18 protein-coding genes are annotated in these 21,254 nt (G+C 49.5%); all 18 read left to right on the top strand.

All coding sequences use genetic code 11. From position 1 onward, the window contains the following. Positions 1 to 117: 117 nt before the first annotated feature. The 18 genes from ACQKIK_RS01160 (at position 118) to wecB (ending at position 21,252) form a co-directional block, all read left to right on the top strand. Entirely contained in the window at positions 118 to 1,953 is a 1,836-nt protein-coding gene (locus tag ACQKIK_RS01160) for a glycosyltransferase family protein (protein ID WP_499134461.1), read from the top strand. Continuing rightward, a complete protein-coding gene (locus tag ACQKIK_RS01155; protein ID WP_499134460.1) occupies positions 1,940 to 2,632 on the top strand; it encodes a hypothetical protein in 693 nt (230 codons plus the stop codon). The genes ACQKIK_RS01160 and ACQKIK_RS01155 overlap by 14 nt, the downstream gene beginning before the upstream one ends. After that, positions 2,625 to 3,632, top strand: coding sequence for a methionyl-tRNA formyltransferase (locus ACQKIK_RS01150; protein ID WP_499134459.1), 1,008 nt, complete (start codon positions 2,625 to 2,627; stop codon positions 3,630 to 3,632). Before ACQKIK_RS01155 ends, ACQKIK_RS01150 begins: the two co-directional genes overlap by 8 nt. Positions 3,633 to 3,950: 318 nt before the next feature. Then, positions 3,951 to 5,213, top strand: a complete 1,263-nt coding sequence (locus tag ACQKIK_RS01145; protein WP_499134457.1) for a glycosyltransferase family protein — start codon at positions 3,951 to 3,953, stop codon at positions 5,211 to 5,213. Positions 5,214 to 5,238: 25 nt separating this feature from the next. Further along, positions 5,239 to 6,231 (top strand): NAD-dependent epimerase/dehydratase family protein, encoded by a 993-nt coding sequence (locus ACQKIK_RS01140; RefSeq protein ID WP_499134455.1) that lies wholly within the window; start codon positions 5,239 to 5,241, stop codon positions 6,229 to 6,231. Between the two features lie 72 nt (positions 6,232 to 6,303). After that, complete coding sequence (locus ACQKIK_RS01135; protein WP_499134454.1) at positions 6,304 to 7,110, top strand: ABC transporter permease; 807 nt, start codon at positions 6,304 to 6,306, stop codon at positions 7,108 to 7,110. Positions 7,111 to 7,113: 3 nt separating this feature from the next. Further along, positions 7,114 to 7,860 (top strand): ABC transporter ATP-binding protein, encoded by a 747-nt coding sequence (locus ACQKIK_RS01130; protein WP_499134453.1) that lies wholly within the window; start codon positions 7,114 to 7,116, stop codon positions 7,858 to 7,860. 48 nt (positions 7,861 to 7,908) lie between these two features. Next, positions 7,909 to 8,940, top strand: a complete 1,032-nt coding sequence (locus tag ACQKIK_RS01125) for an acyltransferase family protein (RefSeq protein WP_499134452.1) — start codon at positions 7,909 to 7,911, stop codon at positions 8,938 to 8,940. A 23-nt stretch (positions 8,941 to 8,963) separates the two neighbouring features. Continuing rightward, positions 8,964 to 9,818, top strand: a complete 855-nt coding sequence (locus ACQKIK_RS01120; protein WP_499134450.1) for an NAD-dependent epimerase/dehydratase family protein — start codon at positions 8,964 to 8,966, stop codon at positions 9,816 to 9,818. Between the two features lie 76 nt (positions 9,819 to 9,894). Then, positions 9,895 to 10,983: a glycosyltransferase gene (locus ACQKIK_RS01115; protein ID WP_499134448.1), complete on the top strand. Its 1,089-nt coding sequence runs from the start codon at positions 9,895 to 9,897 to the stop codon at positions 10,981 to 10,983. 1 nt (position 10,984) lies between these two features. Further along, positions 10,985 to 12,868: an asparagine synthase (glutamine-hydrolyzing) gene (asnB, locus tag ACQKIK_RS01110; protein ID WP_499134446.1), complete on the top strand. Its 1,884-nt coding sequence runs from the start codon at positions 10,985 to 10,987 to the stop codon at positions 12,866 to 12,868. Between the two features lie 10 nt (positions 12,869 to 12,878). Further along, positions 12,879 to 14,090 carry a glycosyltransferase family 4 protein gene (locus tag ACQKIK_RS01105; RefSeq protein WP_499134445.1) on the top strand — a complete coding sequence of 404 codons (1,212 nt, stop codon included), beginning with the start codon at positions 12,879 to 12,881 and terminating at the stop codon, positions 14,088 to 14,090. A gap of 3 nt (positions 14,091 to 14,093) precedes the next feature. Continuing rightward, entirely contained in the window at positions 14,094 to 15,305 is a 1,212-nt protein-coding gene (locus ACQKIK_RS01100; protein ID WP_499134444.1) for a glycosyltransferase family 4 protein, read from the top strand. 55 nt (positions 15,306 to 15,360) lie between these two features. Next, on the top strand, positions 15,361 to 16,704 hold the full coding sequence (locus ACQKIK_RS01095) for a hypothetical protein (RefSeq protein ID WP_499134441.1): 1,344 nt from the start codon (positions 15,361 to 15,363) through the stop codon (positions 16,702 to 16,704). A gap of 8 nt (positions 16,705 to 16,712) precedes the next feature. Then, positions 16,713 to 18,182 (top strand): oligosaccharide flippase family protein, encoded by a 1,470-nt coding sequence (locus tag ACQKIK_RS01090; RefSeq protein ID WP_499134439.1) that lies wholly within the window; start codon positions 16,713 to 16,715, stop codon positions 18,180 to 18,182. A 20-nt stretch (positions 18,183 to 18,202) separates the two neighbouring features. After that, positions 18,203 to 19,060, top strand: coding sequence for a dTDP-4-dehydrorhamnose reductase family protein (locus ACQKIK_RS01085; protein WP_499134438.1), 858 nt, complete (start codon positions 18,203 to 18,205; stop codon positions 19,058 to 19,060). 61 nt (positions 19,061 to 19,121) lie between these two features. Next, positions 19,122 to 20,132, top strand: a complete 1,011-nt coding sequence (locus ACQKIK_RS01080) for a polysaccharide biosynthesis protein (RefSeq protein ID WP_499134437.1) — start codon at positions 19,122 to 19,124, stop codon at positions 20,130 to 20,132. Continuing rightward, positions 20,125 to 21,252: a non-hydrolyzing UDP-N-acetylglucosamine 2-epimerase gene (gene wecB, locus ACQKIK_RS01075; protein ID WP_499134435.1), complete on the top strand. Its 1,128-nt coding sequence runs from the start codon at positions 20,125 to 20,127 to the stop codon at positions 21,250 to 21,252. The genes ACQKIK_RS01080 and wecB overlap by 8 nt, the downstream gene beginning before the upstream one ends. The last annotated feature ends 2 nt before the right edge of the window (positions 21,253 to 21,254 follow it).

Below are 21,254 nucleotides of genomic sequence, written 5' to 3'. Positions count from 1 at the left end.
CTAGTCGACATTTATAGCCATCTAGTTTTCAGTGGTTGTGCTCGTGAGTGTAGTGTCATAGATGTGAAAAATGATGCTGTAAATACACGGCGGCGAAATAGAGATAAGAGGCGGCGAATGAAGGTTTTAAAAAAATATACTAGTTTACCTTTGCGCGTCATCCGTAAGATTAAAGGGTGGGCCATAACAGAAGCGTGTTCTCCCTTTGAGATGCAAGCCAAAGAGCGCGCGGAGCTTTTGGTTGTTTTGCAGGAGCTCGTGGAGGTTAATTTAGAGCTTGGGTTTTCACAAAGTAAAACCGCCTATAAACTTGATTGTCTTCTGGCTTCTTTAAGTGAGCCTTCAAGTTCCAGTGAGAACGGTTACTGGCTGGTTCCAGATAATGTTGAAAAGTTCTCTAAAGTAGATGACTTGATTTTGCAGGAGGAAACTTTTCAATATTTTCCACTCATGAAAGGTGCTAAACGGGCGAGACTTCTGAACGTAGGTAACATTGCGAACGTTGCATATAATAATAATAAGCTGCAGCAGGCGGCTGGTTGGGATTCCACACTCTTAAGCTACGATTTCTATCACATCATGTCCTCTCCAGAATGGGAAGACGCTGAGTTCGATACGCCGCCAGCTAATCAATATTATCCAGACTGGTGGGGGGTGAATTTTCGGATGCCCTATCAGAGGCCCGATTGGTTTATACAAGGACCGGCTGAGTTAGCAATAGAGTTTTTAGTGGCAAAAAATACTAACTACTCATGGCTCGAAAACCTCGCTCATAAAACCGAGCGGGGGCGCTGGATGGCGTGCTCCGATTCGCTGACGGCAAAAAAAATAAGAGAAATAATTACTGCGCGGCCCGAAATCGCACCTGCGGTCAGCCGCGTAGTAGACGAGTGTGTAGATAACGCTGCGTCCAAAGTTCTTTGTTATGAGGATGTGGCTGAAGATTTCCGAAGGTGCTTTCCGCATGACAAAAGGGAGATCACCGTCGATGACTATTACGCCTACTCTTTGCATTTAAAACGCTGGGCTAGATTGTTTGATCAGTATGATTTGGTAACGGGGTATGCAACAGATCCTATTTTGCCTTATCTATGCGGAAAGCGCCCATATGTCGCGCTCGAAATAGGTACGGTTAGAGATCTGCCATTTGAGGATACCTCGACCGGCAAAATGCTGGCTCTCGCCTATAGAAATGCTGATTTGGTATTCGTTACGAATAGTGATGTTCTCCCGCAACTGAAAAAACTGGGAATTCCTACATGTCGGCAGGTCTTTCTCCCGCATCCGTTTAACGACGATAAAATCAAGCGATTTATAAATTCTAGGATTAGTACGATACCCTCGTTTCCAACGAAAGCACCATTTTACTTCTTTCACCCTTCGCGTCATCACTGGCGAGAAGGGATATCCTCTATGCTAAAAGGGAACCACCTAGTATTTGCTGCGGTAAAGCTTCTCAAGGAAAAGGGTTATCATTTTTCAGTGACTCTAATCGAGTGGGGCGAGGATGTAGCCCGTAGTCGTCTACGGATAGCTGAGCTCGGCGTTGAGGACTTTTTCAGTTGGGTACCGCCGATGAGAAAACAACAGCTCTGGGCTGAGTATATTCGGTCTAACGCTGTTATCGACCAATTCGTCCTCCCGGCATTAGGGAATGTTGGACTGGAAGCTTTATGTCTTGGGCGTCCTCTAATATCCAATATTGATTCAGAGGCATGTGCAGCTTTTTTTGGAGAATGTCCCCCTGTACTGCGTGCTGTTAATGAATATGATATTGCGAGTCATATGGAACGTTTAATGACAAGGCCTCAATATACATCAGAAGTTGGGGCTGCAGGTCAGGAGTGGTTCGAACGCTGGCATTCGGCGGATCGGATACTATCGCTGATGAATAAAGGCTGCCAGCAACTACTCGAAAGCGAAGGAATAAAGGGCTCCTATGGAAAAGCATAAGCCGTTCAGTTATGCGTATTATCGAACCATGCTCACAGAAGCAAAGGATTCGGGGTATGTAGTTTCAAGTTTTGCTGACTTTAATGCTTGCAATAGTAAAACAATAATTCTGCGTCACGATATTGATTATACGTTAAATGGCGTATTGGAAATTGCTCGTATAGAGCAAGAGCTTGGAATGACTGCTACGTATCTGTTCCGGGTGCATGCAAATGAATATAACCTTTTTGCGCCTTATGTTTACGCTCTTGTTCGTAAGGTCGCATCCATGGGGCATGAGATAGGTGTGCATTTCGAAGCGCACTCTGTTGGGCGCGCGATTAGTCATGATTTCGAGGGATTATTGCGCAAAGAAATTTCGATATTCGAAACTATATTCGATGTCAAGGTCAAGACATTTACGGAGCACCGTGACTTCACGCACACGATTGATGGGCTTGGTTTTTTCCATGAGACCCATGATATGGATAAATTTGGAGTTTCGTTTTACGCAATGGCACCTGAATGGGCGAAAAATATGAAATATATTTCGGATTCGAATGCTAGTTGGCGCGAAGGCGATATTTTGATGCATCTAAATCAATGGAACAGACTGCAAGTACTCGTGCACCCCGATTGGTGGAGTGAAGACCATCTGTTATTGAAAGGTCCCTATTTTCATGGAGCGGGAAATGGCTAGTACCTCAGGTTCATGGTTAGCGCGCACCGTCTATGTTACATGCACGGATAGCGGTGAGTTGACATTGCGACGAATGCTTAAGGCAGGGGTGCCTGTTGCTTTAGTTGTTTCATTGCCCCCCGAACTGGGAGCCAAGTACAATGTTTCTGGATACTGCGATCCCGGCCCTTTGTGCGCCCGTTACGGTGTAAAGGTCAGATATCTGTCTAGTTATGCCTTTGTATCCAGTGATTTAAACGATATCTCTTTCGAAGTACTGATCGTCAACGGTTGGAACAGACTTATTCCCGCCGAGGTATTCTGCCTGGCATCGATGGGAAGTCTAGGACTTCATGCTGGGCACCCTCCTATAGGTTTGGGAAGGGCGCCGATTGTTTGGAACATCTTGCTTGGTTATCGTGATATTGAGCTATACGCATTTAATCTTACAGAAAGGGCCGATGACGGAGAAATTTTTGCGGTAGCTCCTATTGAGATAACAAGATTTGATACTGCCAGGACCCTTTACGAAAAAGTTGGGCATGTAGCTTTCGATCTTTTTTTTAGAGCCGTATTAAAGCTTCAAAATAGTGAGCAGGGGGCGCCGCAGGAACATAAAGCCCTTCGTTATTACAAGAAGCGAACCCCTGAAGACGGTTTGATTGACTTTAGTCAAGACGTCAATGAAATTGTAGATTTCGTTCGCGCGCAAAGCAGGCCTTATCCGGGTGCTTTTTCGTTTATTGACGGACAAAAGTGGATATTTACAAAGGCCATACCATTCGACCAATTTGCGTACCGAGAATACCTCAGGACGCCAGGAGAAATTCTCGCTGCACTGCCTTCAGGTTTAGTTGTGTCAACCGGCAGTAGTCCGCTCTGGCTGGTAGAGGCAGAAAATCAGCAAGGTGTCACTGTGCCTACATCTCTGGATGAAATGGAGTGTTTTGTAGGTCGAATATTTTTAGGAAGCAGTTTTGCTAAGGTCCGTGACCCATATGAACAAAAGCATGCTTTATGAAAGTTTATGAGTACAGTTGTTATGCTCGGCAGTACTTTTCGACTGACGTTTAAATAAAACTAGCTATTTTTGTTGAGCTCCCTATGAGAGCTGTGCGGTTATTAGCAACACGTATTTATTTTAGGTGTAAGTTGCAGCTTGAATACACAGATTTCCGCCACTTTAAGGCGGGCTTGAAAAACGGTCAATTTTAACTGGTGGATTGTTTTGAATAGCTTACATATCTGCAATATCGCAAACGTGGCATATGGGTACTGCAAAATACTAAAAAGTAGCGGCCACAATGTAAGGTTAATATGTCATGATATAAATCATCTTATGAGTCAGCCTGAGTGGGATGATCAAGATCTTGATTTTAATAATTTCCCTGATGAAAACAATTTCTTTGTTTCCCACAAGCCGGTTGAGTTAACTAGGCCCGAATGGTTTGAGAGAGTAGATATACAATATTATCAAAGCTCCAGGCTGAAGCTTCTTGCTCGTATTTCTCCGCAATTCATAAAGGAATGGTTAAGGCCATTCTACTATAAGATTTTTTACTCTCGAAAGCAGCTTTCCGAAGTGAAGATGGAGGTTGTGGGGCGCGCCAGTGGAATCTCCGCGCCAAATAATTACCAGGATGATGCGTTAAAGTTTTCTCCTCATGTGGCATGGTTAAAGAAACTTGTATCGCCGGAAGATGAGGTTTTATTTTCATACGTATTAAGTCCAATTTACGCAATGTTTTGTCACGATCGACCGGTGGTTGCTGTGGAAATTGGAACTATGCGTGATATTCCTTTCGAGGATACTTCTAATGGAAGAATGCTTGCTGCGGCTTATGCGGCTGCGGATCACGTAATTATAACTAACCCAGATGTTAAGGCTCAGGCTGATGTGTTAGGTCTGGCTAGTTATACATTTTGTCCGCATCCAGTTGATGAGGATCGATATGCTCCATCTGAGGGTCGTGAGTATTATGAAAGTATGAGGTCATCTATTCCTGATACCGACTGGCTGGGGGTCGCGCCCGCAAGGCAAAACTGGAAAATAAAAGGAAACTATAAGTATATAGACGCTTTGAGGCTTTTGCGCGCAGAGGGTAAAAAGGTTTCATTGATAATCCCTGCTTGGGGGCAAGACATTCAAGAGTCTAAATCTTATGCTGCAAAGCTCGGTGTTAATGAGTATATCCGTTGGATTCCGCCGGTTGCAGAGTCCACTCTAATAAAAATGTTCAGTAGCTTCGATTTTGTATTAGACCAATTTGAGTTGGGCGTGTTCGGTCTGATTACCCCCAAAGCACTAGCGTGTGGAGGTGTAGTGATCACCTCTTATGATGAGCATGTCCATGACTGGTGCTTTGGGGAGCATCCTCCGTTACTTTCAGCGAATTCGGCCGATACAATTGCCGAGCGGATAATTTCTGTGATTTCTGGTTTGGGAGGTTCGGCCCGAAGAACGGCGTCAAGAAATTGGTTTATGACGTATCATTCGAAGCGTGTAGTGACGGAGCGGTTAATTGAGGCTGCCAATCTTGCTAAGATAAACTTTAAAGCAAAATCTGATTTGTTGAAAAACTCTTCACTGTCGCATTATTAAATTACTCCTAAGTAAGAGGTGGTTTATGATTTCTGGAAAGAAGATTTTTATTACCGGTGGTGCTGGTTTCATTGGTTCGACGCTAGCTTCAAAACTCTGTGATAAAAATGAAATCGTATTGTTTGATAATATGGATCGAGATACTGCGAGTGGAACAGGGATTCTTGATCATGGAAACGTAACCTTAGTCAAAGGGAATATTCTTGATAAAGATTCTCTAAAATCTGCAATGAATGGCTCTAATATTGTTGTGCATGCTGCCGCGATTGCAGGTATTGATAACACCGTACGCAGCCCGGTTCGTACCATGACGGTTAATATGATTGGTACCGCAAATGTCCTTGAGGTTGCTTCTGAGCTTAGCGCCCTCGAGAGGTTCTTAGAATTTTCTACTTCTGAAATTTTTGGTAGCCGAGCTTTTAAGTCGGAGGAAATCGATCATAGCGTGATGGGTGCTGTTGGAGAGGCGCGTTGGACATATGCGGTTAGTAAGCTTGCGGGGGAGCACCTCACTCATGCTTACAATCGTCAGTGTGGTATGCCTACCGTCACCGTTCGCCCTTTTAATATTTATGGGCCTGGCCAAACTGGAGAGGGCGCCATCTCCATCATGATCCGAAAAGCGTTGAATAACGAAGATATTTATATTTTTGGAGATGGTACCCAAATAAGGGCGTGGTGCTATGTGGACGACATGGTTGAAGGGCTGATGCTGGCTTTGGAAAAGCCGGATGCAGTTGGAGAGTCTTTCAATATTGGTAACTCTAGGGCTGTTACTACTGTATTCGGCCTTGCAGAAACCATTTGCCGTGTCTTGAATTCGAAATCGGAGATAGTTTTTAGGGACGCCTTGTCTGCTGATATCGAATTGCGTATTCCGAGCGTGGAAAAGGCGAAGGGTCTTCTCGGTTTTCAAGCGAAGGTGGATCTTGAGGAGGGGCTGCGGCGGACCGCTGCCTGGATTTCCCATAACATCCATTCAATGCCCAAGATGCCCGAAATATTTCTTAAGAAGTAGCTAGTTAGGAAATGGCTGGGCGTATTTACGCTCAGCTTTTTTTTGACTGATTATGAGGATGAGGTGGAGACGATGCGGGAGTCCTATCGATTTTTAGGCGCCGGAGGGCAGGATATTGTATCTGCACTTCAGCGCATATCTTTGGTTGGTGTTCTAGGTTGGGTAGATGTAAAACAACGTTATCGGCGTTCTGCGTTGGGGCCGTTCTGGATCACTGTTAGCATGGGCGTTATGATTGCTACTATCGGCTTGGTATTCGGTCGTATATTTCAATCCTCGCTAGATGAGTTTTTACCCTATCTGACGATTGGTATGATTTTCTGGATGTTTATTTCTTCCACCCTCACGGAAGGATGCCTTTCTTTTATAAATGCGGAATCTGTGATCAAACAGCTTCCGATTCCGTTGTTTGTACACGTTATGAGAGTCATCTGGAGAAATACCATTATTCTCGCTCATAATCTGGTGATAGTGCCGATTGTCTTTTTCATATTTGGTAAGTCGTTGTCGTTTGACGTATTGTTCTCATTAGCTGGTTTTTTTCTTCTCGTCCTTAATTTGGGTTGGGTAACCCTTACCTTGGCACTGTTTTGCGCTCGCTACAGGGACATGCCCCAAATCGTGGCAAGCTTGCTGCAGGTTGCTTTTTACTTGACTCCTATTATATGGATGGCATCTATGTTGCCTGTTGGGGTAAGGGGTTTTTACCTGGAATTTAATCCTTTATATCATTTGATAGAGATTGTAAGAGGGCCAATGCTGAGCATAGAGGTTGATCTTGAGAGTTGGTTGGCTTGTACGGTTATGTTATTGGTTGGTTGGGGACTCGCCATAGCTCTTTATAATCGTTACAAGTGTAAAATAGCTTACTGGGTTTAAGTAATGGCATATATTAGATTTGATAACGTCTCGGTTGAAATTCCAGTGTTTAATGCCAGTGCCAGATCATTAAAAAAAGCTTTGATAAGTGTTGCGACGGGCGGGCAGCTTGGCAGCTCCGAAGGGCATGTGGTGGTCCGTGCACTTAACGACATCTGTTTTGAGGTTAAGGATGGCGATCGCGTAGCCCTGCTAGGTCATAATGGGGCAGGCAAAAGCACCTTCCTTAGGCTATTGAGCGGCGTTTATGCTCCTACAAGCGGGGCAGCCGAAATAAAAGGAGAGGTGAGCTCTCTGATTGATGTTTCTCTTGGGATTGATCCTGAGGCCACAGGGCGAGAAAATATATTCATTCGTGCGAGCCTGCTGGGCATGAAGGCTTCGGAAATCAGGTCACATATAGACGATATAGTTGAGTTCAGTGGGCTTGGTGACTTTATCAATATGCCCGTCAGAACATACTCCTCGGGTATGCATTTAAGGCTTGCCTTTTCAGTATCAACCATTCTGCAGCCAGAAATTCTGCTTATGGATGAATGGCTGTCGGTAGGGGACGAGGACTTCCGCCACAAAGCGGAGGCGAGGATGAACAGTCTGATAAGTTCGACAAGAATTCTTGTTATTGCTACGCACTCTCGCGACTTGGCTATGAGTGTATGCAACAGAGCTATTTTGCTTGAGCACGGTAAAATCGTCATGGATGCAGATCCTGAAAAGGTCTGTACGACTTACTTTTCCCCGAAACTATAAGATCCGCTGTCATATGGTTACTTTTTTTAAACTCAGCAGGCAGAAATAATGGCCCAGAGCCGTCGCCCTGATTATGACGCTTTCAGGGCTATAGCCGCAGGTATGGTGGCGTATTCGCATTGGTTTCCCGAAGCTTTGACGGCTCAGTCCTTTATGTGGGGCAGAACTGGATTGGTATTCTTTTTCGTACTAAGTGGAATGTTCATTGGCCGTTTACTTGAAAAACTGTCTGTTGGGGAAGTAGGCTCGAGGCTAACGCTTTATTATGATTTCATGTGCGCGCGCCTCTTGAGAATAGTGCCGCCTTATTTTTTCTTGATTATGGTGGTATGGCTTTCTGGTTATATCTACATGCAAGATAAGTTGACCGAGCTTCTTCTATTTTTCTCTAATATAGATATTCTGAGTGGAGCGCTTTATGGGCACTCGGTGCATCTGTGGAGTATTGCTGTTGAGGTTCATTTTTACGCGCTTTGGGGATTTTTCTATATAGCGTCCTCACAGCGGCGTCGATGGATTATTCTTTTTTCGTTTGTTTTGACCGGGCCTCTTTGGCGGTTCTATGCAGCTGGCATTGATTCCGGCGGATGGGTCTTGGCATCTTTTGTTCTGCCAGGCTGCATAGACTCTTTTGCTATAGGGCTGCTTTTGGTCAGGTCTCGGCAAGTTCGGTTTCCTGAAATAGTGCTGTTGGCTTCGGCCTTCTGCGCCCTGGCATTTACTTTCCTCGTTGGGTTCAGACCTTTAGAAGCGCTTGATACTCCTTGGTTCGTTACCTTTTACGATATCTCGGTGGCTTTTTTTGCGGCAGGGGTAATTTTGACACTTGATAAATATCGTCTTCGGGTATGTAGTGCTTTTATTGTCACCAAGGTCTTGGGGCCTCTCGGACTTATTAGTTATGGCTTTTATTTGTGGCATTATTTCGCCATTCCATTCTGGGATGGACTGGATATTTCGGTTGCTGATTTCATTAGCAGGGCGATACTTTACACTTTATTCACTCTTTGCCTGGCAGTCGTCTCGTGGCTTTTAATTGAGAAGCCCAGTAGCCTGCTTAGGCATCGTGTTTCTCCGTAATTTGTATAGCACAGGGGCTCTCAATGTACATGGTAACCGGTGCTTCTGGTGCTGTAGGCTCGGCGATTGTTAATGCGCTGGCTGAAAAGAATGCAGTCGTTGGCTTGTCGCGCCAGATAAAGAATAACCAACAATGCATTTGGGTAAATTGTGATTTAATAGATGACGTTCCAGATATATGTTTAAAAGGAGTGGTTGTTATCCACTGTGCAGGAGAAATTCGTTCCGCAAGCTGGGATGACCATTGGAATGGTAATGTAAAGACGACGAAAAATATACTTGATTGGGCGGTTAAGAACAAAGCCTTGCGCTTCATATATATTTCATCTGGCGCTGTTTACGGAGAGAAAAAAGACTTTTGTTTTTCAGAGACGGATGAGATCTCGCCGCGTAGTAGTTATGCAGTTACAAAGCATCTCGCTGAGCAGTTGTGTCGTGCTTACCAGATGCGCTTCGGGTTGCCAGTGGTTATCCATAGACTGTATTTTCCGTACGGACCTGGTCAGACATCTGGTCTTATCAGATTTCTCAGTGATGCCGTTGCGGAAGGTCGTGAGGTTACTATCAATAAGGATGGCGGTCCGGTTTTGTCGCTCACTCCGATTGACGATGTGATTTCAGCCGTTATGATTTCTTGTAAAGATGGTTTCCCTCCTGGCACATATAATCTCTGCGGGCAAGAGGCGTTGAGTATTACTCACATAGTTTCTTCGTTAGAATTCTATTTGGGGAAAAAAGCTATAGTTAAGTTAGGAAGTGATTTTTCTCAAGACATTCTGGGTAACAATGCGAAGCTCATGTCGTCGGGTTGGAAGCCCGTTGGTAGTTTCGAAAAGTACTTGGACCAGTTTGATCTGCGCCGCAGAAGCGGATGCTGAGGGTTGATAGTTGACGTTGAAAGTACTTCACGCTCCCACTTCCGTGGCGGGGCAACCTCAGGCACTGAGTCGTGCGATGCAATCGCTCGGAGTGGACAGCCATTCTCTCGTCATCTCGCAGAATTATCTTCTGTACCCTGTCGATTATGCTCTTCATCATCCTGGGCAGAGTTTCTTGCTGCGCGAAATTAAACGGATCATGGCAATTCTGTTTATGATCCCGCGTTTTGACGTCATCCATTACAACGCAGGCACGACTATCGCTACAGCTTTTGGATTTAGTCCATTATCAAGCCGCCGCCCGGGCCGTTATTTAAGATATCTATATTCTCTCTATCTCCGTTTTCTACAATGTATAGAGATTGGGTATGTTCGTTTGCTTCGTAAGAAAGTTTTTATTAGTTATTTCGGAGATGATGCGCGCCAAAGTGATTTCTGCTTGCAGAACTTTTCGATATCCATAGCTGCTCACTCTGATGATGGCTATTATTGCGAAGCATCTGATAAATTTAAGCGTAGAAGTATTCGTAGCTTATCTAGAATGGCGCATGGTATTTATGCAATTAATCCTGACCTGATGCATTTGCTGCCTGCGCGCGCGCAGTTTGTTCCCTATCATCACGTTTTTCCTTCTGATTGGGCTCCGGCTTATACTCAAAATGAGGGCAGGCCCCTGCGCTTCCTGCACGCGCCAACCAACCGAAGTGTAAAGGGTACCCAGCTGGTTTTGGATGCTTTTAACGCGCTGGAAGCTCAAGGTTTCGAGTTCGAGCTGATCCTAGTAGAAGGAAAAAGCCATGATGAGGCTCGTAGAATTTATGAGTCTGCTGATGTTCTAGTGGACCAATTATTCGCAGGCTGGTACGGCGGGTTGGGGGTTGAGTTAATGGCGCTTGGCAAGCCTGTTATGGCTTATATAAGAGAGCCAGATCTCGTCTTTATACCTGCTGAAATGAGAAGCGAGTTGCCGGTTCTTCATTTGACTCCTATCTCCATCGAAGATGACTTGAGAGGCGTGATTCAGATGCCCCGTGACGAGCTTGTTGCTTTAGGGAAAAGGAGTCGTGCCTTTGTTGAACGATGGCATGACCCTAAGCGTATAGCGCAAGATATATTGTCTGACTATAAGCAGGCTCTAAAGCCACAAAAAACGGGCTCTTATTAGTATGTGTGGTATTACCGGCGGATTTTGGCGCATCTCCCCGCGCGAGTTAGAGCGGCGAGTACATGGTGCGCTTTTGGCTATGCGTCATCGGGGGCCTGATCATCAAGGTTTCGATCGCCATGCCGTTGGTGAAGGGGCGGTCATTCTCGGTCACGCGCGCCTTTCCATAATCGATCTTTCAACTGCTGGCCAGCAACCCATGTATTCGCAGGATCAGCGTTTTGGATTGGTATTTAACGGCGAAATTTACAACTATCTGGAGCTAAGGGCTGAGCTTGAAGCTTTAGGTGCTGTTTTACTGACACGCTCTGATACCGAGGTACTGCTGGCTGGGTGGGCTTATTGGGGGCAGGCAGTCGTGCCCAAGTTAAAAGGAATGTTTGCTTTCGTTGTATTTGATCGTCAGCAGGGCACGCTCACTTGCGTGCGTGACGCTTTTGGGATCAAGCCTTTCTTTTATGGGTTGGAAGATAACGCTTTTCTTTTTGCCTCCGAACTGCCAGCGCTGCATGCTCTCAAGCACGAAAAGCCCGAGCTCAATTGGCAAAGGGCTTATTACTATCTGGTGCACGGAGAATACGATTTCGGTGATCAGTGCTTTGTTCGGGGTGTGCGCTCGCTTCAGCCTGGTCATTTATTTACCGTTGATCTTTCCTCGCTTCAGGTTTCTGACCCAGAGACGTGGTGGCGGCCTTCCATTGCGCAGGATGACTCGTGGTCATTCGCGGACGCGAGCGCCTGCCTGAGGGAGATGTTTCTCGACAACATACGTTTGCACATGCGCAGTGATGTCCCGCTTGGGGCTGCGCTGTCTGGAGGAATCGACTCCTCTGCTATTGTCTGCGCCATGCGTCATTTGGAGCCTGATGCGGCTATTCACACGTTCAGTTATATCGCCCGCGATAGTCTTGTTTCTGAAGAGGGTTGGGTTGACCGGGTTAACCAACACGTTCAGGCGACCCCCCACAAGGTGGTGGTGTCCGCTAATGAGCTGGCTGAGGATCTGGAAGATCTGATATCTACGCAGGGTGAGCCTTTCGGTAGCACCAGCATCTACGCTCAGTACAGGGTTTTCAAACTTGCAAAGGAGCATGGCGTCACCGTTACGCTCGAAGGGCAAGGGGCTGATGAGGTTCTGGGTGGGTACAATGGATATCCTGGGCAGCGTATTCGTAGCCTGATTGAGCAGGGAAGTTACAGCCAGGCTTTGGATTTTCTAAATGCTTGGTCGCGTTGGCCGGGGCGCAGTCGTGTAGATGGGTTGAAGAGGGTAGTTGGCGAGTACAGTGATGGTAGGCTCCATGATCTGTTGCGATCGCTGAATGGGATGAAGAGCGTACCGGAATGGATCAGGCCTGGACCACTGTACGAAAGCGGTGTTCATCTCGGATATCCGACTTCGTCCACGCTTGAGGTTTTGCCAGGGCGGCGGATGGTGGCCTCGTTGGCTGAATCGTTGACTCAACGTGGATTGCTTGGATTGCTCAGGCATGGCGACCGCAATTCCATGAGGTTTTCGGTCGAAAGTCGCGTGCCTTTCTTAACCACGGATGTGGCTGATTTCATGCTCTCGCTGCCGGAGAGTTATCTGGTTTCGCCCCAAGGTGAAACCAAACATCTGTTACGTTCCGCATTGCGCGGCATAGTACCTGATGCAGTACTGGACCGGCGCGACAAAATCGGTTTTGCAACGCCTGAGCAGAAGTGGCTGATGGAGATGGCTGACACAGTGCGTCTTTGGCTTAAGGAAGATTTGGACTTGCCATTTCTTGACCAAGCCAAATTGCTCGAGCATTTCGAGCAGATTGTGACGGGCAGACGACCTTACTCGTGGCAGGTCTGGCGCTGGATCAATTTCGCTCATTGGTACAAGAGGTTTCTTTGAGGTTTTTCTGATGCGCGATACTTCGCTGCGCGTTCTTTACCTTCATCCTGCGGCGGCATTTGGTGGGGCGTCGAAGAGTCTGGTTGAGTTGTTTAGCTGCTTGCAGGCGTCCGGCGTGGAGGGCGTCGCTTTAACATCTTTAGGAACTGCCAGTGCGGCCTTTGTCCGAGCCGGTATGGCGATCCGTCCAGTTAAGGGGTTGAGTCAGTTCGACAATACGCGATACGGCTACTACCGCAGGCTGCGCTGGATAATCCTCCTGCGCGAGTTGTTCCTGCTTCCGTTTTCGCTATGGGGTCTCTGGCGCCTGCGCCGAGAGTCTTTTGACCTTATCCACGTGAACGAAATTACATTGTTGCCTTTAGGGGTAATCGGCAAGTGGCTGCTGCGCGTTCCGCTGATAGTGCATGTGCGGTCGTTGCAGCGAATGGAGATTAGCAGCTGGCGCTCCCGCTGGATAAACGGGTTGCTGCGCCTGCATGCTGATACGGTTGTGGCGATAGACCATACGGTTGCGGCCACCTTGGCGTCAGATCTACCTGTACGCGTGATTCACAATGGTTTGAAAGTTGATCAGAAGGTTGCCATCTCCCGCCTCAAAGGCGATCACGAGCCAGTCAGAGTTGGGTTTTTAGGTGTGCTGATTCCTCTCAAGGGGATTTTCGAGCTAGTTGAGGCCATGCGTTTGCTCAAGCAGAGAGGCGTGCCGCTCGAGTGTGTGATTGCAGGCGAGAATGCCCGTCAGCTTTCGGGCGTCAAAGCGTGGATTCTGGGCAAGTTTGGTTTCGCTCGAGACGTAACGGCAGAGCTTGAAGTCTTGATCCAGCGGGGAGGGCTGGAGAGTCACGTCAAACTGGTCGGCTTCGTGAGCGATGTCCGCGAACTTTATCCACAACTGGATATTCTCTGTTTCCCATCCCATCTGGACGCGGCAGGTCGGCCGGTTTTCGAAGCGGCATTCTATTCGGTGCCCAGTGTGGTGGCGGTGACCGATCCGATGCCGGACGCGCTGTTGCACGAAGTCACAGGACTGGCAGTGCCGGCCCCCGATCCCGTGCTGATTGCCGATGCGCTGCAGCGTCTTGCGGAAGACCCTGAGTTGCGTCGCGAGCTTGGGCGTCAGGCGAAGATCTGGGCGGAACAGACCTTCTCCATTGAGGCCAATGCAGCGCGCATGCTAGAGCTCTATCGCGATATCCAATCAACGCAGGCGAGTCGCTGATCCATGCGCATTCTGGTGCTCTCCCAGTACTTCTGGCCCGAAAGCTTCATCATCAACGACATAGTGCTGACCCTTCACGAGCAGGGGCACGAAGTGGTGGTCGCCACCGGCAAGCCCAACTACCCGGGTGGCAAGCTGTTCGAGGGTTATCGCCTGTGGGGGACGCAGCGCGAGCATCACCAGGGCAAGGTGGAGGTGTTTCGCGTGCCCCTCTGGCCGCGTGGGGAAGGCGGCACACGCCACTTGGTCTTCAACTATCTGTCGTTCGTGCTCAGCGGACTGTTGTTTCTGCCTTGGATGCTGCGTAGTCGCGAGTTCGACGCGATCTTGGTGTTCGCGCCATCTCCGGTACTGCAGGCCATTCCGGCCATTCCTCTGAAGTGGATAAAACGCGCAAAGTTGGCTTTATGGGTGCAGGATTTATGGCCCGAGAGCCTCGCCGCGACCGGATTTGTCAAGTGTCCACATGTATTACGCATGGTTGGTTGGGTGGTAAAAGGAATCTATCGGTGCTGCGATAAACTGTTGGTTCAATCACAGGCTTTTTTCGTACCGGTTGCGCGTTATGCCCCGAAAGAAAAGATTTACTACTTCCCCAACTCGATAAAGGACGAGGGCATTATTGATGAAACACCCGCTGTACCTCTAGAGCTAATTGAGGTGCTTAGCAATTATTTTTGTATAGTATTTGCAGGTAACCTGGGTACGGCGCAAGGATTGGATACTGTCGTACAGGCTGCTATCGAGTTGCGTGATGAACCTGATCTGCGTCTGGTGCTAGTCGGGAGCGGAAGTCGACTGGCATGGCTGCAATCGCAAAAGCGTTCCCTGGGGCTGGATAATCTAATTCTTCCAGGGCGATTTCCTATGCACGCAATGCCCTATATCTTTGAACGCTCCTCGGTTTTGCTCGTAACGCTAAGTGACCAGGAGATTTTCTCACAAACGGTTCCGAGCAAAATTCAGGCATATCTGGCCGCAGGCAAGCCTATCCTCGCAAGCCTCAATGGAGAGGGCGCGCGTGTTGTTCTTGAGGCCGGCGCTGGCCTTGCTTCGCCAGCGGAGCATGTGCACGAATTGGTAAAAAATATTCGCGCGTTCCGATCCATGAGCCGCCTACAGCGGGAGCAGATGGGCCGAGCGGGGCGAAACTATTTTGAAAGAAAATTTGAAATGCGTTCGCAAGTTAAAAGATTGGTTGAAATGTTACAGTAATTTTATTGGTTTCAAACGTTATTCATTATAAGTTTAAAGGATAAGGTGCGTTTCGGTGGGAAATTTAAGTTGGGCTGTTAAAGGTGTTCCTATTTTTATAATGCTGACTATTTATCTTCCAGCGAGCCTGCTTGGTTTGTTTGTATTGCGCGGGCAGAGTGCGGTTGAGTTTTTTTCTCTGTTGATTTTGTTTTGTATTATTTACTTTATAAGTTTCGGTTTTTTTTCGAAGGTATATGTGTTGTTGGTGAGTAATCTGAGGGCGCTTTGTGGTATTTCTTATAAAGGCTGGGTTTTGCTGTCTCTATTTGCATTAATTTCTTACATTATCACTCTCGCTTATGCTTCATGGATTGCTGATACGGTTCCGCTTTTCGTCGCTTTGAAAGGTGGGCGGCTTATGGATATTGCGCACTCCAGGAGCCAGTTCCTCGCAGGGCTTGTAGGATACGAGAGTTTACTGCGTTATTCTGCGTTCATATTGGGGCGTTCAATAATGCCATTGATATTGGTTGCAGCTTTTACATTGAGGGTGCGCTCTAGGTACTGGCTGTTGATGCTGCTACTAGCTCTTTCGATGCTCGCTATGGAAAAGGCGGCTCCCATCTTTGTACTGCTCCCATTGGCCTTTTACTATGTAATGTTGCGTCGTTGGAAGGCAGTAGTTACGACCACCTCCATAATGCTGGGATGTATTGTGATACTGGCATTTCTAGCGGGGGGTGGTAATGCTGATTCAGCCGCCGATGGAACGAAAGCGGCAGCGGTCAATGATTCCGCAAAGGTGTTGATTGTTCCGCCTGGCATGCCAATTCAAGAGGCGATGGGGGATCCATCGCGCGCATTACTTCCCTATTATTTACGTAAGCATTTTACTGAGGAACAGTACCAGTTTGATCCGGATAAGTTGTCAGCCAAATTGACGCTTTTGCTGAATAGGGTTGGTTGGGTTCCTTATATAACGGCTTATGATTGGCTAGAGTTTCAGCGTATTGTGCTAGATAATCAGTTGACGCTGGGGCGTTCGATTAGTTTCGTGCACCTGCTTTTTGGTGAGCCCAAAATGGAACTTGAAAAGATGATTTATGTTTATGAGTATGGGGCGTCTCCGGGAGGAGAGGGCGCCTCCAATACCGTTTTTTTTGTCGACGCCAAGTTGGCCTTTGGTTGGTTAGGGGTGATTGTCTATTGCCTGGCGTTTACCTTCTGTGCTGCATGTATTTTTACATCGGGCAGCCAGACGCTTATTGTGTCTAGTATTGTTTGCTTCATCGTTGCGGCGGTTAGCTCACTCACTGCGACTCTTCTGAGTGGTGGACTGTTCATTTATTTGGTGTTGTCGCTGCTGCTTGGTAAAGGTGAGGAGCCTGCCCATTTGTGTAAAGGCTTCTTCAAATGAGGCCAGGAATGGCTGTATCTACATTCAGGACAGCCTTCGGCCAATTTTTCGGTTTGCTCTTTGGTGCAATTGCCATCAAGCTCTTGGCCGTCATCACCGGGCCGGCGGGGGTGGGCTTATATTCGGTTTTGCGGCAGTTGCAGCAAATGCTCTCATCGATGGCCTCGATAGGCGGTCAGAATCCTGTCGTGCAAGGGCTTAGTAGCCAAGTGGGCCCAGCCCGTGAAGAGTTTTTTATTTCAACCTTGTACTTGTTCATCGCGATGAGCTTGGTTATGTGCGGCGTAGTACTAATGGGTGCTGATCTGATTGCCGCTTTAGCCCTCGCCGGGAATCATGCGTCGGCGGTGCGCTGGTTGGTTATACCTATTACACTCGGCACCCTGCTGTTTTTCCTCCGCGGAGTCTTAACCGCAGACATGCAATATGGGGCAGTGGCGCTAATTAACATGCTCGCAGGCCTTGGCGCTGCTGTAGCGGCGTTGCCAGCTGGGCTCGCATTCTCTCGTGGTTATCCGGATATGTTAGTTCTGGCTGTGGGGGGTGGAATTATGCCCGCGCTGGGGGTCGCGTTTATTCATGTGCGCCGCCTAGGTTATCTGGTAAGCCTGAGCGCGCTGGCCCCAGGCAGTATAGGCTGGGGGGCGGCGAGACGTTTTCTCAGTGTGGCTTTGCCGTCGCTACTTTCTTTGATGTTTACGCTGGGTTGCGTACTGGTCGTTCGTGCTCGAGTCGTTCACCTGTATGGATTAGAGGGTGCAGGTCAGTTCGATGCCGCCTGGAGCATCAGTGCCATGTACCTGGCACTTTTCCTCGCCTCGTTGCAAAGCTATCTGCTGCCCGAACTTAGCAAGCTTACAAAGGGTGTCGCATTGCAATCGGCCCTATCAAGGGCCTTTCACTTCGCACTGATGTTATCCTTGCCACTGATCGTATGCTTGGTTGTGTTCAAGCCGCTAGTCATTAGCTTGCTGTTCAGCAAGGAGTTTGTGCCCGCCCTGGATGTGCTGCGATGGGTCCTGCTAGGTGATTTTGTTCGTGTGCTCGGCTGGATTATGTCTACAACGTTGATCGCGCGGGCCGATATGAAGGGCTTCGCTCTGGCTGAGGCCCTGTGGAGCGTTATTTTTGTATCGCTCGCTTGGGTGCTGCTGCCGCTGGGAATCGAGTGGGTCGGCGTTGCTTATTTGGTAGGGTATATAGCTTATCTGTGCTTATTAAGTCTTCGTTTGTGGCACGTGCATGGCGCACGCCTGGAAGCGCGCCGTGTAGGACAGTGGCTCGTAGGCTTATCGATAGTCGCTGTAGCTTCGTGGTTATGTTGGGATGAATATCAGGCGCTTTCGTGGACTGTCATCATGATCGTGCCTGCCGTGTTTTTTAGTTTTTACATCATGCAGTCAGACGAGCGTCAGTTCGCGTTACATTTGGTTAATCGTTGTTTGGGATCGTTAAAGCGTTATTTTTATCGGCGGTGAGTGTAAGTTTGAGGGATGTAATGAGAGTTTTGGTTCTGGGTGTCACTGGGATGCTGGGTAATGCGGTTTTTCGTGTGTTCGGCGCGGATTCGGCTTACGAGACGTGGGGTACATTACGTAGCCATGCTGCCCTGCGACATTTTCCGCAGCAAAGTCATGCGCGTCTCGTCAGCGGAGTGGACGCGCTGGATCAGGATGCTCTGATAGCTGTTTTATGTAAGGTGCGTCCGGATGTGGTGATCAACTGTGTGGGCTTGATTAAGCAACTTGCAGATGCAAAGGATCCGCTCACCGCGCTGCCTATCAATGCCATGCTGCCGCATCGTCTTGCGCACCTGTGCGTCCTGAGCGGCGCCCGGTTGATTCACGTGAGCACCGATTGCGTTTTCGCAGGCCGTAAGGGAAGTTACGTGGAGGGTGATCTCTCCGATGCGGAAGATATCTACGGTAAATCCAAGTACATCGGCGAAGTTCACGATCTTTCTTCCGCAATTACCTTGCGTACTTCAATTATTGGCCACGAACTGAATTCCAGTCATGCGCTGGTCGATTGGTTCCTGTCGCAGGAAGGCGCAATCCGAGGTTTCAGGAAAGCAGTATTCTCCGGCTTACCTACCGTGGAGTTGGCACGGGTGATGAAAGATTTCGTAGTCCCCCACGCAGCTCTAAGCGGTCTGTATCATGTCGCAGCCGCGCCAATCGACAAGTTTCAGTTGCTTAGGTTAGTTGCTGCGCAGTACGGCAAGCGAATCGAAATTCGCTCTGACGATGCGCTGGTGATCGACAGATCTTTGGATGGCTCGCGTTTTCGCGAAGCTACCGGTTATATCGCCCCGACCTGGCGGGAGCTTATCCAACGTATGCATGAGCAGCGCTAGGGCGCGCTGACGAAAGAGATCCACGCTGCCGTTTGGCTGCGTTCACGTTCTGGAAGGTTCTATGTTCGACGACAAGGTATTGATGATCACCGGTGGCACCGGTTCCTTTGGCCATACGGTGTTGCGCCGCTTCCTCGATACCGACGTGCGCGAGATCCGCATCTTCTCCCGTGACGAGAAAAAGCAGGAGGACATGCGCATCGCCTTGGCAAACGATAAGGTTAAGTTCTACATCGGCGACGTGCGTGATTACGACAGCCTCAAACAGGCCATGGTCGGCGTGGACTACATCTTCCACGCGGCGGCGCTCAAGCAGGTACCGTCCTGCGAGTTCTATCCAATGGAAGCTTTACGTACCAACGTCAACGGTACCGAGAACGTCCTCAATGCCGCCATCGCGAGCGGTGTTAAGCGCGTGGTGGTGCTCTCCACCGACAAGGCGGTGTATCCAATAAACGCCATGGGCATCTCCAAGGCTATGGCCGAGAAGCTGATGGTGGCCAAGTCGCGAATGATTCCCGAGGGCGGCACCGTGGTCTGCGCCACCCGCTACGGCAATGTGATGGCTTCGCGCGGTTCGGTGATCCCGCTGTTCATCGAGCAGCTGCGTAGTGGCGAGCCGCTGACCGTGACCGACCCCAACATGACGCGCTTCCTGATGTCACTGGAAGATTCCGTGGATCTAGTACTGCATGCTTTCGAGCATGGCGAACAGGGCGACCTGTTCGTGCAGAAGGCGCCGGCCTCCACCGTCGGAGATCTGGCCCAGGCGCTCAAGGAATTGTTCGGCCACGACAACCCGGTTCGGGTGATCGGCACCCGTCACGGCGAGAAGCTCTACGAGTCGCTGGTCTCGCGTGAAGAAATGGCCAAGGCCGAGGACATGGGCCGCTACTACCGCATCCCGGCCGACAATCGCGACCTGAACTACAAGAAGTACTTCGTCGAGGGCGAGGAAAAGATCGCCGAGTTCGACGACTACACCTCGCACAACACGGAGCGCCTAGACGTGCCGGGCATCAAGCAGCTGCTGCTCAAGCTCGACTACATCAGGGAGCAGCTCGATGCTTAAGGTCATGACCCTGGTCGGCACCCGCCCGGAGCTGATCAAGATGAGCCGGGTGATCGCCGAGCTGGATCGCCAGGTCAATCACGTGCTGGTGCATTCGGGACAGAACTACGATTTCGAGCTGAACCAGGTGTTCTTCGACGACCTGGAGATCCGCAAGCCGGATCATTTCCTTGGCGCTGCCGGCGACACCGCCGCGCAGACGATCGCCGAGGTGATCGCCAAGGCCGATGCGGTGTTCGAGCTGGAAAAGCCCGACGCGCTGCTGCTCTATGGCGACACCAACACCTGCCTTGCGGTGATCGCCGCCAAGCGCCGCAAGATCCCGGTGTTCCACATGGAGGCGGGCAATCGCTGCTTCGACCAGCGGGTACCGGAAGAGCTCAACCGCAAGGTGCTCGACCACCTCTCGGACATCAACATGGTGCTCACGGAGCATGCCCGCCGTTACCTGATCGCCGAGGGCATCCGTCCCGAGACCATCATCAAGACCGGCTCGCACATGCACGAAGTGCTGGATTACTACCGGCCGAAGATCGAAGCCTCCGACGTGCTCGCCCGCGAGGGGCTGGAGGCCGGCAGGTTCTTCATCGTCAGCACCCACCGCGAGGAGAACGTCGACACTCCGGACAACCTACGCGACCTGCTCGCCACCCTGCGTGCGCTGGCTGACGAGTACGGCTTCCCGGTGATCGTCTCGACCCATCCGCGCACCCGCAAGCGCCTGGAAGCGCTGGGCGAATCGCTGGAGCATCCGCTGATCCGCTTCGTCAAACCCTTCGGCCTGCTCGACTACATCAAGCTGCAAATGGCTTCGTTCTGCGTACTCTCGGACAGCGGCACCATCACCGAGGAAGCCTCCCTGCTCAACCTGCCGGCGGTGACCCTGCGCAACGCCCATGAGCGTCCCGAGGGGATGGATCAGGGCACGCTGATCATGAGCGGCCTGAAGAGGGAGTCGGTGTTGGCGGCGGTCAAGGTCATCACCAGCCAGCACAAGGCCGGCGGACGGGTGATTCCGGTGGTGCCCGACTATGAGGGTGGTCCGGTATCGCTGCAGGTGGTGCGGGTGGTGCTCAGCTATACCGATTACATAAACCGCACCGTTTGGCGCAAGGGCTGAGT

The organism is Pseudomonas sp. NPDC047961 (assembly GCF_050272435.1).
Classification (GTDB): domain Bacteria; phylum Pseudomonadota; class Gammaproteobacteria; order Pseudomonadales; family Pseudomonadaceae; genus Stutzerimonas.
The sequence above is the reverse complement of the archived record's forward strand: the minus strand, read 5'-3'. Positions and strand labels throughout refer to the sequence as shown.

Coding starts and splice junctions, on each gene's coding strand:
- ACQKIK_RS01160 (WP_499134461.1), top strand. CDS start 118: ATGAAGGTTTTAAAAAAATATACTAGTTTACCTTTGCGCGTCATCCGT.
- ACQKIK_RS01155 (WP_499134460.1), top strand. CDS start 1,940: ATGGAAAAGCATAAGCCGTTCAGTTATGCGTATTATCGAACCATGCTC.
- ACQKIK_RS01150 (WP_499134459.1), top strand. CDS start 2,625: ATGGCTAGTACCTCAGGTTCATGGTTAGCGCGCACCGTCTATGTTACA.
- ACQKIK_RS01145 (WP_499134457.1), top strand. CDS start 3,951: ATGAGTCAGCCTGAGTGGGATGATCAAGATCTTGATTTTAATAATTTC.
- ACQKIK_RS01140 (WP_499134455.1), top strand. CDS start 5,239: ATGATTTCTGGAAAGAAGATTTTTATTACCGGTGGTGCTGGTTTCATT.
- ACQKIK_RS01135 (WP_499134454.1), top strand. CDS start 6,304: ATGCGGGAGTCCTATCGATTTTTAGGCGCCGGAGGGCAGGATATTGTA.
- ACQKIK_RS01130 (WP_499134453.1), top strand. CDS start 7,114: ATGGCATATATTAGATTTGATAACGTCTCGGTTGAAATTCCAGTGTTT.
- ACQKIK_RS01125 (WP_499134452.1), top strand. CDS start 7,909: ATGGCCCAGAGCCGTCGCCCTGATTATGACGCTTTCAGGGCTATAGCC.
- ACQKIK_RS01120 (WP_499134450.1), top strand. CDS start 8,964: ATGTACATGGTAACCGGTGCTTCTGGTGCTGTAGGCTCGGCGATTGTT.
- ACQKIK_RS01115 (WP_499134448.1), top strand. CDS start 9,895: ATGCAATCGCTCGGAGTGGACAGCCATTCTCTCGTCATCTCGCAGAAT.
- asnB (WP_499134446.1), top strand. CDS start 10,985: ATGTGTGGTATTACCGGCGGATTTTGGCGCATCTCCCCGCGCGAGTTA.
- ACQKIK_RS01105 (WP_499134445.1), top strand. CDS start 12,879: ATGCGCGATACTTCGCTGCGCGTTCTTTACCTTCATCCTGCGGCGGCA.
- ACQKIK_RS01100 (WP_499134444.1), top strand. CDS start 14,094: ATGCGCATTCTGGTGCTCTCCCAGTACTTCTGGCCCGAAAGCTTCATC.
- ACQKIK_RS01090 (WP_499134439.1), top strand. CDS start 16,713: ATGGCTGTATCTACATTCAGGACAGCCTTCGGCCAATTTTTCGGTTTG.
- ACQKIK_RS01085 (WP_499134438.1), top strand. CDS start 18,203: ATGAGAGTTTTGGTTCTGGGTGTCACTGGGATGCTGGGTAATGCGGTT.
- ACQKIK_RS01080 (WP_499134437.1), top strand. CDS start 19,122: ATGTTCGACGACAAGGTATTGATGATCACCGGTGGCACCGGTTCCTTT.
- wecB (WP_499134435.1), top strand. CDS start 20,125: ATGCTTAAGGTCATGACCCTGGTCGGCACCCGCCCGGAGCTGATCAAG.